Annotated in this window: 13 protein-coding genes; 9 read left to right on the top strand and 4 right to left on the bottom strand. The window is 37.7% G+C overall.

All coding sequences use genetic code 11. From position 1 onward, the window contains the following. Positions 1–11 precede the first annotated feature (11 nt). Both AC0IWT_RS03600 and AC0IWT_RS03595 read left to right on the top strand, forming a co-directional pair. Positions 12–1,109, top strand: a complete 1,098-nt coding sequence (locus AC0IWT_RS03600; protein WP_471796022.1) for a sensor histidine kinase — start codon at positions 12–14, stop codon at positions 1,107–1,109. 142 nt (positions 1,110–1,251) lie between these two features. Then, a complete protein-coding gene (locus AC0IWT_RS03595; protein WP_056872850.1) occupies positions 1,252–1,995 on the top strand; it encodes a LytR/AlgR family response regulator transcription factor in 744 nt (247 codons plus the stop codon). A gap of 38 nt (positions 1,996–2,033) precedes the next feature. On the opposite strand, the gene AC0IWT_RS03590 is transcribed toward AC0IWT_RS03595, so the two are convergent. Continuing rightward, complete coding sequence (locus tag AC0IWT_RS03590; RefSeq protein WP_471796021.1) at positions 2,034–4,742, bottom strand: PQQ-dependent sugar dehydrogenase; 2,709 nt, start codon at positions 4,740–4,742, stop codon at positions 2,034–2,036. A gap of 193 nt (positions 4,743–4,935) precedes the next feature. On the opposite strand from AC0IWT_RS03590, the gene AC0IWT_RS03585 reads away from it, so the two are divergent. Continuing rightward, positions 4,936–5,286, top strand: a complete 351-nt coding sequence (locus AC0IWT_RS03585) for a hypothetical protein (RefSeq protein ID WP_471796020.1) — start codon at positions 4,936–4,938, stop codon at positions 5,284–5,286. 2 nt (positions 5,287–5,288) lie between these two features. Here AC0IWT_RS03585 and AC0IWT_RS03580 read toward each other — a convergent pair whose 3' ends face one another. Together AC0IWT_RS03580 and AC0IWT_RS03575 are read right to left on the bottom strand one after the other, a co-directional pair. After that, positions 5,289–5,558: a hypothetical protein gene (locus tag AC0IWT_RS03580; protein WP_471796019.1), complete on the bottom strand. Its 270-nt coding sequence runs from the start codon at positions 5,556–5,558 to the stop codon at positions 5,289–5,291. Between the two features lie 171 nt (positions 5,559–5,729). Next, entirely contained in the window at positions 5,730–6,029 is a 300-nt protein-coding gene (locus AC0IWT_RS03575; protein WP_471796018.1) for a GNAT family N-acetyltransferase, read from the bottom strand. Positions 6,030–6,399: 370 nt separating this feature from the next. Between AC0IWT_RS03575 and AC0IWT_RS03570 the strand changes: the two genes are divergently transcribed. The 3 genes from AC0IWT_RS03570 (at position 6,400) to AC0IWT_RS03560 (ending at position 9,224) form a co-directional block, all read left to right on the top strand. Continuing rightward, entirely contained in the window at positions 6,400–7,308 is a 909-nt protein-coding gene (locus AC0IWT_RS03570; protein WP_471796017.1) for a cation diffusion facilitator family transporter, read from the top strand. A gap of 73 nt (positions 7,309–7,381) precedes the next feature. Next, a complete protein-coding gene (locus tag AC0IWT_RS03565) occupies positions 7,382–8,512 on the top strand; it encodes a Gfo/Idh/MocA family protein (RefSeq protein WP_471796016.1) in 1,131 nt (376 codons plus the stop codon). 136 nt (positions 8,513–8,648) lie between these two features. Next, positions 8,649–9,224: a phosphatase PAP2 family protein gene (locus AC0IWT_RS03560; RefSeq protein WP_471796015.1), complete on the top strand. Its 576-nt coding sequence runs from the start codon at positions 8,649–8,651 to the stop codon at positions 9,222–9,224. 152 nt (positions 9,225–9,376) lie between these two features. Here AC0IWT_RS03560 and AC0IWT_RS03555 read toward each other — a convergent pair whose 3' ends face one another. Then, positions 9,377–9,997, bottom strand: coding sequence for a Crp/Fnr family transcriptional regulator (locus AC0IWT_RS03555; protein WP_471796014.1), 621 nt, complete (start codon positions 9,995–9,997; stop codon positions 9,377–9,379). 355 nt (positions 9,998–10,352) lie between these two features. Here AC0IWT_RS03555 and AC0IWT_RS03550 point away from each other — a divergent pair, with 355 nt between their 5' ends. The 3 genes from AC0IWT_RS03550 (at position 10,353) to AC0IWT_RS03540 (ending at position 12,671) form a co-directional block, all read left to right on the top strand. Next, on the top strand, positions 10,353–10,874 hold the full coding sequence (locus AC0IWT_RS03550; RefSeq protein WP_471796013.1) for a sigma-70 family RNA polymerase sigma factor: 522 nt from the start codon (positions 10,353–10,355) through the stop codon (positions 10,872–10,874). A gap of 239 nt (positions 10,875–11,113) precedes the next feature. After that, positions 11,114–11,779, top strand: coding sequence for an HAD family hydrolase (locus AC0IWT_RS03545; protein ID WP_471796012.1), 666 nt, complete (start codon positions 11,114–11,116; stop codon positions 11,777–11,779). A 76-nt stretch (positions 11,780–11,855) separates the two neighbouring features. Then, positions 11,856–12,671, top strand: a complete 816-nt coding sequence (locus AC0IWT_RS03540) for a S1/P1 nuclease (RefSeq protein ID WP_471796011.1) — start codon at positions 11,856–11,858, stop codon at positions 12,669–12,671. Positions 12,672–12,757: the final 86 nt, after the last annotated feature.

The raw sequence follows: 12,757 nt of genomic DNA, 5'->3' as shown, positions 1-12,757 counted from the left end.
TTCTCTCATCTATGATATCCGAACAACGCCTTAACTCTCCCCCAACCTATCAATTTCTCAACTGGCTAAAGCTATACAAGTACCATATTTTAGGTTGGGCGGTGTTTTTATTTTACGAAATTATAATTGTAGGCCTTTACACCGGAACATTTGCCTCTATCGGTACTTACGTATTCCATTACCTGATAAACATTACGATATTTTATGTACATGCATTGCTGGTGTTAAAACGTGGACTTGCTTCTCCAAAACACGTTTTCTGGAAGATGCCACTCTTTATGCTTCTTGAAATTGCTACCTATTTGCTCGTGTTGTACCTTGCCTATGCAGTTTTAAATAAAAACTTCCACATTATCAGGGCGTTACAACCAAAGTTTGATAAGGCGTTCTTTTTAGGTGGAATTTTCAGAGCCGTCTACTTCATCATATTCGGCACAGGATATTATTTTTTAATCACTTTTATTAGCGAGCGCAAAAAGACAGAGGTACTGGAGCAACAGCGACTCAAAAATCTTATTCAGCTGGAGAAATCTGAAAATGCCTTTTTACGAGCGCAGATACAGCCACATTTACTTTTTAATACCCTCGATTTTATTTATCAAAATGCCAAAGAAAATTCGCCATTAGCAGCTGAAACGATTGTTGCGCTTTCCGGGATGATGCGGTATGCAGCCGATAGTAGCCATCGCGAAGATTTTATAACGCTTGGAGATGAAATTGAGCAGGTAGAAAATCTGATTAATCTGCACCAACTGCGAAGCAATCATAATTTGCAAATCCAGCTGTCTTATGAAAATGAAATAAATGCTGCGAAAATAATTCCCATGATTTTGATAACGCTTGTGGAAAACATATTTAAACATGGAGCGTTGGGCGATATGACCAGACATGCAAATATTACGATCTACAAAGACGGAAACCATCTGGTAATCGAGACGATAAATGCTACAAAAAATAAAGGTTTTAAAGATAAGCGCCCCGGAACCGGACTTGAAAATATTAGAAAGAGATTGGCTTACACCTACGGAGAAGATTATACAATGGAACACTATTTTAATGATAATGAACACTTTAATGTAAAAATAACCATAAATATTGGAAAAGTTTAGAAAGAAAATCCTTAAATTAGCCTTAACTTATTGTCTGCATACACAAATTGACTAAAGTCTGTTTAGATAGCGCCCGATGTTGATAAATTGATCCTTTATTTTGAAAAAAATTTAAATTAAAATCTCAAATCCGATAATAACCATGCCGATTAATTGTATTGCAATAGATGACGATTTCAATTCTCTCGAGAACCTGAATTCTTATTTAAAGAATTTGCCAGATTTGCAAATGGTAAAAAGTTTTACTGACCCAATAAAGGCACTTACTGATATTTCCGTAGAGGATAAAGTCGACATTATATTTATGGATATCGAAATGCCAACCCTTTCGGGCATAGAACTTGCATCCTTATTAAGACAAAAAACCAAACACTTAATATTTACTACTGCTCATCCAAGATATGCTTTGGATGCCTTTAATGTTGCGGCAGATGCTTACTTGCTGAAACCATATACAATGTTGCACTTTGCCGAAACGATTAATAACCTATACCCTAACGAGAAATCAGTTACAGGTGTAGTTGAAGACGATTTCTTTCTCATTCCCCTTAAAGATGGACCAGAAGATCTAATTAAGATTGAGTTTGATGATTTAGTTGCTTTGGAGCAAATTAATGAGATGATTTATTTCAGAACGCTCACCCGCAACTACATGAGTTTCAAATTAAACTTTGATAAGCTTCTTGGCTTATTGCGAAACCACCCTGCTTTTATTCAAGTAAATTCGAATGCAATAATCTCCAAACTACACATAAAAAGCTTTTTAGGCGATCAGATTGTTTTGGCTGGAGGTGTTTCAATTCCGCTGGCCAATAAATTTAAGGAATCATTTGTTGAGTACGTAAAGCAAAATATCTTTGAATCAAAGTTGCTGAATGATAATTAAAACAAAAGGCTTCATTTTTAGAAGCCTTTTGTTTTATGTTACTTTGATTCAACCACTATCTGTCTTATTGTCAAATTGCCGTTGTTTCCATCCTGATTTGATTTAAACATCAAGAATATATTGTGAAATTTTCCATCTGAAATAAAATCTATTGGAAGCGATGACTTACCGGGTATGTTCTTGCCAATAATCTTACCATTTTCACTATCCAGCCTCAATTCAATTTCATAATTCACATCATTTTGTGCCCTGCCAGAAACAATTTCGAATGAACCGATATTTGTCAAATCAATAGCGGATAATTTTAACCAGCCTGTTTTTTTAGTCAAATTAAGCGCTCCGTTATCGGCCTTGCTGAAACCGGAAAAACTTTTTATATCAGTGCTATTAATTACATTGTTTCTAAGATTTAGGGTATTTGTAGTTGTTAAAGGTCTTAAACCCTTCGATCCAAGATCAGAATAGCTAGCCTTAAGTGTTAAAACTGATTTATTTTTGCTTACGGTTTCTGGTGGCACGATTTTGCCCGAAATTGGAAGTGAGGCAATTGTGTTCGCCTTGGCAGACAAGCTTAAAATCCATTCAACAATTTGCTTAACCTCTGTTTCTTTCATCGCTGGGTGGGCAGGCATTGGCACCTCACCCCAAACACCGCTACTACCTTTAATTACTTTCGATGCAAGGTATTCAACCGCTTTGGGTTCCGTTTGGTATTTAGTTGAAACTTTAGAAAAAGCTGGCCCTATAGATGCTTCAGAAACTTTGTGGCAAGTGCTGCAATCCGATTTCATCATTAAAGATTTACCAATAAGCGTTTGCGCAGCTTGCTGATGCCCTAATTGCGCACCAGCCATATCGGTTCCTTCCGTGTAAGAGTTTGATACAAAAACACGATCTTTGTTAACAGTAGCTCCTTTATCTGAAACCAATACCTGGTAGCTAACCGGTTTCCCAGGAAAATAGAAGCTTTTGTTTCCCGATACCACAATATCAACTTTTGGATGCTCATTACCTGCGAATACGGGTACGGTTGCGCTTTTAGCAGAAGCCTTCGCATTGTCTGTTACCCTAACGCTTACCGGATATTCACCGGCGTTAGTGAAGGTGTAATGCAATTCAGGTACCGTTGTCGTTTTTAACACCCCGTTGCCCAAATTCCATACATAAGTTAATTTATCACCATCTGGATCTTTAGCCATAACCTTCGCATCCAGCCTGTAAGGAAGTAAGCCGCTTGGCTTATCAATTACAAGGTTTGTTACCATCGGCGGTCTGTTTCCTTTAAGATAATCAACCCTGGCGATACCAGCATCAGGATTTTTTGAAAACCAACCTTTGCCGTATTCCAGAACATAGATTTTACCATCGGGACCAAGTTCCATATCAATTGGTGCAGAAAACGATAAATTGGACATTATTGGTTCCATGCTAAGATAATCGCCATTAGGAGCCATTGTTACCGCTTTAACCCAGCCTCTTACCCATTCATAAATAATTAGTTTTCCGTTGTAATAATCCGGATAAGCTGAGCTGCCCGCTCCACTGTATAAAGTAGGGCCTGCCATGGCCGTTCTGCCGCCAGAGCCCACTTGTGGAAAATCTTTCGATTCGCCGTAAGGATACCAGATGAATGACGGATTGGCAGCAGGAATATTTTCTAACCCTGTATTGTTTGGCGAATTGTTTACCGGATTTTGCGGGTCGAAGGCTGGGCCGCTTTTTCCATTGGTAAAATCGTAACTTCTGTAGGCATAATTATTTCCAATCAGATATGGCCAGCCAAAATTTCCGGCTTTTCTTGCCTGGTTTACTTCGTCATAGCCTCTCGGGCCACGTAAAGGATCATCATTCGATGCATCCGGACCAACTTCTCCCCAATATAAAAAGCCTGTTTTCTGATCAACCGATATTCGATAAGGATTTCTATTTCCCATTACAAAAATTTCCGGACGCGTTTTATCGGTCCCAACGGGAAATAAATTACCTTTCGGAATGGTATAAGTCCCATCTGCTTCAACTTTTATGCGAAGAATTTTACCTCTCAAATCATTCGTATTTCCGGCAGATCTTCTGGCATCGTATTGTTGCAAACCCTGCCTGTTATCCAACGGTGCATAGCCTTTGTTTACAAAGCTTTGCTTCGGAACGTCGAAGGGCGTCGAATTATCACCGGTAGATATGTACAAAAGCCCATCAGGCCCAAAAGCCAAAGAACCACCTGTGTGGCAGCAAATCTCCCGTTGAGCGTAAAATTCCAAAACTACTTTTTCCGAAGACATGCTGAGCATATCGTTTACCATTTTAAATCTTGATAAGCGGTTCACCGACTTTCCGGCCGGGCTGTAGAATAAATATATATACTGGTTTGCAGCATATTTTGGGTCGATTGTTAAGCCGAGCAAACCTTCTTCTGCATTAACATCTGCAACGCTTGTTTTAAAATATACATCGAGTTTTGCAGATTGAATAAGCTTTTTAGTTGAATTTTTGTACATCAAAAGTTCTCCCCTGCGCTGTGCAACTAAAATATCGAGATTTGGCAACACGGACATCTCGGTTGGCTCGGTAAACTGTCCCTGAACAAGATTTACTTTTACAAATCTATCCTGGTCGGGCGTGTCAATTTTTAGTTCTTTAATTTGTGATTTCTCCAGATGGCTGGAAAAGCTAAACTTATTAACCTGTTTTGCAGATAAGAAAACTGTAAGGCCGATGCCCGAAAGCAGGATTGCAGAGGTGATTTTCATTTTTTGGTAAGATGATTATTTTCACTAAATATAGATGAATGTTTCAAAAATTGGTAGCAGTCACAGCATAAAAGTTTTTGAGCCATCTATTAAGTTTTAATTTTAATTATTGAGAAAGTTAACGTGCAGCACTTATCTTTGTAATATACAAAGCGGTGTGTTCGTATTGTATCGTTTGTAAATTATCCTAAAAATGAAGAAGTTTTATATTTTAATCTGTTTTGTTTTACTAGCTTTCTCTGCCAAAAGTCAGACTTTGATATTAGCGAAAGATGCCGCACAGTATGTAGGAAAAACCGTAACCGTTTGCGATTCTGTGTATGGTACGAAAGCTTTAGAGAAGTTAAGCCTGATTAATATTGGCGGCGTTTACCCAAAAGAACTCCTAACTATTGTAATCAATAAAGAAGATTTTCAAAAGTTCCCCTCCGACCCTTCCAGTGTTTATTTGGGTAATAAAATATGCATCACCGGAACAATTTCTGAGTTTAAAGGAAAATATCAAATTGTAGTAACCGAACCGAAACAAATTGTTGTTAAATAATTTCAGTTTAACAAGCTGTCTGTTAACAAAACACCTCTTTCGCCACTTGTCGTTTCGATGGTATGAATGTGCTTGTACGAATGTGAAAAATTATCGTAGGCCCGCTTAACTGCATTTACCTGCACATCTTGTACGGGGAAACTCCTGTTCGTTTGCATGCAAACCAGTATTTTATTATCTAGCAAAAGGAAGTCGCAATCGTAACCCTTGTCATGCAATTCGATAACTTTTTCGGTTATAGAACCGTTCATCTCTAATTTTCCTTTTATCATAACATTTAACTTTATGGTTTTTTAACAAACTTATTGGAGCGAATTACAAAATCCAGATTTTAAGTGTTTTACATATTTAATTACAATAATAAAGATTAAGCGTTTCAATAGTCTGTTCTTTTTGTTCATACAAACGATACGCTGTTTGCAGGCCCTAAACTGATAACAAACCTATTCTTCAATTGGATTCCATAAATCGTTAAATTTTTCTGGATGCCTTTTAAATTGTAAATGCACATATGGGCATAAGGGTACAACTTTCAACTTATGCTCTCTGGCATAGCTTGCCATTGCATCCAGCAATTTACCCGCAAAGCCTTTCGTTTCGGGTTTCTGAACGACCTCGGTATGGTAAACAGTTAAATTGCCTGGCGACAAGCTGAAAATCATTTCTCCAACTTGCTCATCGCCATCCATAATAAAAAATTTGCCTTCCTGGTTTTCGTTTATCAATAGCTGAACATCATTCATAATGTATCTTTTTCGGGATAATTTTATTTTAAAGCTAAATAATAAAAAGCGAAAAAACCATTTGTACCCTTCCTTTTAACGGGAAGGGCTAAATGATGAGCTAGATAGATGTATGGGTCTTTTTGAAAATTAATTCGACATTGGGGCTTTGGCAGCCGGCAAAGAGGTAGCCTTGCCGACTGTTTAAGCGTAGATTTCCTATAATCTGTTTCGAAGATGCTAATTGGTGTTTATAAATGCTAATTAGTTATACAGAAAGCCAAAAATCCGTGATAGACAGCTAAAAATCCGTTATGAGTTTTCTGGCTGATTTAATAATTGCTTCAACCTTTTAAGATATTATTTGTTTATGGAAAAATCACATATCTAAATGGCTAGAGCCAACAAATCAATATTTAGTGCCTTGGCGGCAAATCTTTTAATTGCGGTTACAAAATTCATTGCAGGTGCATTTACAAATAGTTCATCAATGATAGCTGAAGGTATACATTCTACTGTTGATACCAGTAACCAGTTGCTATTGCTTTATGGCTTGAAACGAAGTACCAAAGCGCCCGATGAACTTAGGCCTTTTGGCTATGGCAAGGAACTATACTTCTGGTCGTTCATTGTTTCAATAATGATTTTTGGATTGGGAGGCGTTCTTTCCATCTCGCAAGGGATTGAACATATTCGCCATCCGGAAAAGCTGGAGAACCCCGGTTGGAATTACCTCGTGTTGGTTTTATCGCTGATTTTCGAAGGCGCTTCTCTGTTTATCGCGATAAAAGAATTTAATAAAACCAGAAACGGTGTTACATGGTGGAAAGCCATCATCAAAAGTAAAGATCCTTCAGGTTTTTTGGTACTATTTGAAGATGGTGCGGCCGTGCTTGGGTTGCTCATTGTATTTGTGCTGATGGTTTTTAGCCATAAATTTAACTTACCATTTCTTGATGGACTAGCGTCTGTTCTGGTCGGCTTGTTATTAGTTTTTGTATCATTTATTCTCGCCCGGGAAAGCAGGAGTTTGCTTATGGGCGAAGGCTTTTCAAAAGAAACGCAAGTTAAAATTAAAGAATATATTGAAAAAGACCCTGATGTTATAAGCCTGATCAGTCAGCTATCAACTTATCAGTCTCCGAAAGAAGTTGTTTTAATGCTTATCATTGAATTTGAAGACGAGCTAAATACAAAAGATATTACAACTGCAATTGAACGACTACGAGAACATGTGAAGAAGGAGTTTCCCTTGGTTAAGTTTGTGATTATTCAGCCCCAACAACTAAGAAAACTGTAATATTTCTATGCGTTTTAAACAGGTTGAAATTTAAGTTTTATCTTGTCTGGCCAGTACCCAAATCATTATTCCCATGAGCCATAAAACTTACTTTAGCACACGATCATTATCTTTCAGGCTTTTATTCCTTACATTACTTGTTTCCCTGCTTGCAGTTTCAAAAAAAAGTGATGCACAATCAAAATTGAATGTAGCCATTGCAGGCTTAAATCACGATCATATTTTCTTGATCATGAATAGCTACCAGAAAGGCGAAGTAAACATTATTGGAATCGCCGAACCAAATGCGGAACTGATTGAACGTTTCAAAAATCGCTACAAACTTAGCGACAGTCTTTTCTTTCCAGATATCAAAACGCTGCTTGCGAAACGAAAACCGGATGCTGTGTTAGCTTATAATGCAATTAGCGACCATTTAGCTGTAGTTGAAGCTGCCGCCCCACTTGGCATATCCGTTATGGTTGAGAAACCACTTGCGGTAAGCGTTAAGCAGGCAGAAAGAATGGTTGAACTAGCTACCAGATATAAAATTCACTTGTTAACTAATTATGAAACTACCTGGTATCCGAGTAATCAGGAAGCATTTTTGAACATTAAAGAACAAAATCGGATTGGCGATATCCGGAAAATGATTGTTCACGATGGGCATCAGGGACCGAAAGAAATTGGAGTAAGCAAAGAATTTTTAACCTGGTTAACCGATCCAGAAATGAATGGTGCCGGCGCTTTAGTAGATTTTGGATGTTATGGTGCCAACCTAATGACCTGGCTTATGAATGGTAAAGCACCAATTTCGGTTTCCGCAATTACACACCAGATTAAACCCGAAATTTATCCAAAGGTTGATGACGACGCGACCATTTTATTGGAATATCCAGATGCAACCGGCATTATCGAAGCTTCATGGAATTGGCCTTTCAGCATTAAGGATATGGAAGTATTCGGTAAAACGGGCTATATCCAGGCAGTAAATGATAATAGTTTAAGGGTAAAGGAAAATGGCAAATCAGAGTACAAAATTTATAAAGCACAACCACTTGCACCGAAATATTCAAGTAGTTTGGCCTATCTTTCTGCAGTGTTAAAGAATGAAATCCAACCGCTTAACGACCTATCTTCGTTGCAAAATAATTTAGTGGTCGTAAAGATTTTAGAGGCCGCAAAACTTTCAGCAAAAACAGGAAAGAAGGTGCTGATAAAGTAGATTTGTAGCCAAAGCAGAATTGTAAAAAGATTATTTTTGATAGCTTTGGTTTTTTTTAACGTCAAAAGTTATCATGCCGAAAAATCGAAAGCTCCTCATTTTAATATTAAGCATCTTAATAATCTGTTTCCTGGCGTTGAGCATTTTCATCGCTCAAAATCCAATTCTTCCGTTTGACATTGATTTCTCGCTCGCGATTCAAAAATATCAGGCTAAATGGCTTGATTACACTATGCTTGCCGTAAGCTTTTTTGGAGAATTGCCTTGGTCGCTCCTTTCGGTGCTGGTGGTTGCGGCTATTTTTTACTTCAATAAATTTAAACGAGAAAGCTACTTTATAACGTTGGTGCTATTCTCCGGATTGATAATTTTGGGGATAAAAAACACCATTAACAGGCCGCGACCAACAAGTTTTTATGTTCGTTTGGTAGAAGTGAACCGATTCCAGAGTTATCCAAGCGGACATGTTTTGTCGTACGTTTTATTCTTTGGCTTTTTAATTTTCCTGATGACTCAGTTAAAAACCATTGCTGAACTCTGGAGAAAAGCAATAATAACCATATCCGCTTTCCTGATTTTTGCCATTGCACCCTCCAGAATTTACCTCGGCGCCCATTGGTTTACCGACACCTTGGGAGGCGCTCTATTAGGGCTAATTTGCCTATTTCCCCTTTGTTACTTCTACTTGCAAAAAAAACGGACAAACAATTAGCTTACCGTTTAGTAGCAGCACCAAAAACTTACTTTGGCAAACCTGCTTCTCCTCCTTAAAAAGTGGTATGTAGGGCTTCCTGAAACGCATGATACCATAAAGCTATGCGCTAAAAAGCGGGCTTGCAATACCATATTCACGGTATTTATAAATCAGGTTATCACTTTTCCCCGAATTCTTGACAGGGTTTCCATCCTCATCCCCAAAAACGAAGCAACATATTTTAAAGAAATTCTATCTATTAAATTTGGGTATGATTGCAAAAACCGCGAATATTTTCGCTCTGCAGATTGTAAACGGCATAAAAACCCTCTTTCATAAGCCTGGGCATAATACATTTCAGTCATTTTACGGCCAACATAATTAGCGATTGGAAAGTTTTCGTACAGTTCTTTAGACATATGATGAGGAATTGCAATCGCCTCAATAGGTTCCAGCGCCTGAATGTATTCTTCGGTTTCCTCATCTTCCCATAAATTTCTTATCGTACCCACAAGTTCGTTCTCAATGGCTATCCAGGTTGTAATTTCCTTATTTCCATGCCGCATAAACCCTCTCACTACGCCTTTAAGTAATAAAAAAATATATTTATTTCGATGGAGCGGCGATGATATAAACTTACCTTTTTTAAATACTACCGGGAACGTAGCTTCATTAATAATGTGTTCGATTTCTGGATTTAGCGGATGAAAATGTTTGAAAACATTAACTAAGGGAGAAAAACCGTTGTAGGCAGCCCACTTGTTTTCGGCATAATTTTTCTGAGGATTCACAGCAAGTAAAAAATTTAGAGATGATTTGCAAAGAATATTAAAAATTTTAAAAAGGCGTAATTTCGTCGGTAAATTATTTAATGCAATGCATTTTTTTTTCTGTGTTGTTACCACTTCATTCTGATGTTGATTACTTATTAATACACAACGCAGGCTATACTAAAACCATTTAATACGGAAAGTTTGGGTATTTGTACGCAATCTTTTCAGCATAATTAATCAAGCCCGAAAATTAATGGCGCAATGGGGAGCGTTACATGCATTTATAGACTATTATTGAATTTGGTTAAGTTAAAGTCGGTAGCTTAATGGTATATATTTTGATGAATTCGAAGTACATCTAACCCTATTAATCATGACTACATTCGAATTTAACCATTTGGTAAATGCGCACTCAGTATCTCTTAAATCTCACGCATTGAAATTTACAAGCGATGTTGAAGACGCAAATGATCTTGTTCAGGATACCTTAGTTAAGGCCATTAGATTTTACGAGAATTTTCAGGAAGGCACGAATTTAAAAGGTTGGCTATTTGTAATTATGAGGAATACTTTTATCAATAATTACAGGCGTATTGCAAAAACGAGATCGGTAATCACACAAACTGATGAAATTTCTTCTGCTAATTTGGCGCATAGTGCAACAAGAAATAATGCTGAAGGAAAATTTATTGTGGGTGATATTAACAAGGCGCTCGAAAGTCTGCCCGAAGCGTATCACACGCCATTCGTTCGCTACTTTGAAGGCTATAAGTATCATGAAATAGCAGAAATGCTTCAAATTCCATTAGGAACGGTAAAAACCCGGATATTTGTTGCCAGAGAAATGCTTAAAAAATTCTTAAAAACTTATGCAAAGGATCAACGAGAAGATTAACGATCTTCTAAATCTGTAGCCTTCAGGTTGCAAGCGCAACAAATCTTGTCTGTAGATCCATTCCCTATGTTACGATACAACCATTAGGTCAATCCCCGAAAGTTAGTCTTTCGGGGATTTTCGCATTTAGGCTCCCAAACTAATTCTGATCTTCAAGTGTAGTTTAAAAGCTGAATTTGACTACAGCTAATTTTGAAAATTCCGGTAGTTTTTTACCTTTGCTTCACATCAAAAGAAACATGCAATTTAAGCCCAAAGCCCTTCTATTCGACCTCAATGGAACCATGATCGATGACATGGAATTTCACAATAAGGCCTGGTTTACAATCTTGAACGACCATTTAGGTGGGGATATAAGCTATGCTGAAGTTAAGAAGCAGATGTACGGGAAAAATGATGAATTGCTGAAACGGGTTTTTGGCGACGATTGTTTTACTCAGCAGCAGATGGATGAAATTTCCATCAAAAAAGAAAAGATTTACCAACAAGACTATCAGCCGCATTTGCATTTGATTGCCGGTTTAGACGACGTTCTAAAACGTGCAAATTCGCTTGGAATTTTGATGGCGATAGGCTCTGCCGCAATTCCATTCAACATTAATTTCGTTTTAGATGGCTTAAATATCCGCCACTACTTTAAAACAATCGTTAGTGCAGATGATGTTGAGAAAAGTAAGCCAGACCCTGAAACCTTTTTAAAAGGCGCCAAGAACCTGGGGATTGCGCCAAAGGATTGCTTGGTTTTAGAAGATGCACCTAAGGGTGTTGAGGCGGCGCTTAATGCGGGAATGGAATGTGTTGTTTTAAGCACTGCCCATAGCGCAAAAGATTTTGAGCAATACCCAAATGTTCTAAAGATTGTGAGCGATTATAACGACCCTATATTTGGAGAGTTGATTCGTTAAATTTTCAATTGTAAAGGGTTAATGACAATATTTTAAATTGAAAAAAGCCGATTACCTTTGCCGAAATTCAATTAACATGAAATCTCGTCATTCGTTTTCGCTCATTATTTTAACGCTGAGCCTATTTTTAATTTCCTGGGGCTACACTGGTCACAGAACAATTGGCAAATTAACTGAAAATTATTTAACACCTACGGCAAAAAAAGCGGTACAGGATTTATTGGGAGATGAAAGTATTGCCGATGCCTGCACCTGGGCAGATGAAGCAAGAAAATACCCTGAACTGAAAGAAACGGCTAATTGGCATTTTTTAAACTTACCACTTGGCTTAAGCTTCAGGGAATTTAAACAAACGCTGGATACATTGAAGCAGGCTAATGTTTACAGTGCATTGATTAATGCCAAAGAAAATTTGCAAAAACCTGAACTTTCGAGAAAACAAAAAACTGATGCTTTAAAATTTTTGCTTCATTTTGTCGGTGATATTCACCAGCCGATGCATATTTCCCGGGCCGAAGACAAGGGAGGAAATACGATCCAGCTCAATTTTGATGGCAAAGGAACCAACCTTCATGGCTTGATTGATACTAAACTGCTGGAGCGTGGCGGCTTGAAATATGATAGTCTGGCCCTTGAATTAAGCCATATTCCGAAAAGAAAGATAAGGAGATGGCAGAGAGAACCAATAATTGAATGGGCTTGGGAAAGTTATCAGATTAGTTCGAAGCTTTATAAGGAAGTTGATGAAATGAAAACGAGAAATATTGGCGATGAATATTATCAGGAACACATCGGCATGGTTAAAAAACGAATTCAGCAATCGTCGGTCAGACTGGCGGGTTTATTAAATGAGGTATTCCCTGAAGGTTATGTCGCTCCACCCAATCAATAAACATTCCAGCGTAGCAAAGCAATCAGGCATCAAAGTTATTAACAGTTTTCAACAGGTGTTTATAATTATTTTAGGTTGCAAACCTT

Source organism: Pedobacter sp. AC464, assembly GCF_979253075.1.
The sequence above is the reverse complement of the archived record's forward strand: the minus strand, read 5'-3'. Positions and strand labels throughout refer to the sequence as shown.

Coding starts and splice junctions, on each gene's coding strand:
- AC0IWT_RS03600 (WP_471796022.1), top strand. CDS start 12: ATGATATCCGAACAACGCCTTAACTCTCCCCCAACCTATCAATTTCTC.
- AC0IWT_RS03595 (WP_056872850.1), top strand. CDS start 1,252: ATGCCGATTAATTGTATTGCAATAGATGACGATTTCAATTCTCTCGAG.
- AC0IWT_RS03590 (WP_471796021.1), bottom strand. CDS start 4,742: ATGAAAATCACCTCTGCAATCCTGCTTTCGGGCATCGGCCTTACAGTT.
- AC0IWT_RS03585 (WP_471796020.1), top strand. CDS start 4,936: ATGAAGAAGTTTTATATTTTAATCTGTTTTGTTTTACTAGCTTTCTCT.
- AC0IWT_RS03580 (WP_471796019.1), bottom strand. CDS start 5,558: ATGATAAAAGGAAAATTAGAGATGAACGGTTCTATAACCGAAAAAGTT.
- AC0IWT_RS03575 (WP_471796018.1), bottom strand. CDS start 6,029: ATGAATGATGTTCAGCTATTGATAAACGAAAACCAGGAAGGCAAATTT.
- AC0IWT_RS03570 (WP_471796017.1), top strand. CDS start 6,400: ATGGCTAGAGCCAACAAATCAATATTTAGTGCCTTGGCGGCAAATCTT.
- AC0IWT_RS03565 (WP_471796016.1), top strand. CDS start 7,382: ATGAGCCATAAAACTTACTTTAGCACACGATCATTATCTTTCAGGCTT.
- AC0IWT_RS03550 (WP_471796013.1), top strand. CDS start 10,353: ATGACTACATTCGAATTTAACCATTTGGTAAATGCGCACTCAGTATCT.
- AC0IWT_RS03545 (WP_471796012.1), top strand. CDS start 11,114: ATGCAATTTAAGCCCAAAGCCCTTCTATTCGACCTCAATGGAACCATG.
- AC0IWT_RS03540 (WP_471796011.1), top strand. CDS start 11,856: ATGAAATCTCGTCATTCGTTTTCGCTCATTATTTTAACGCTGAGCCTA.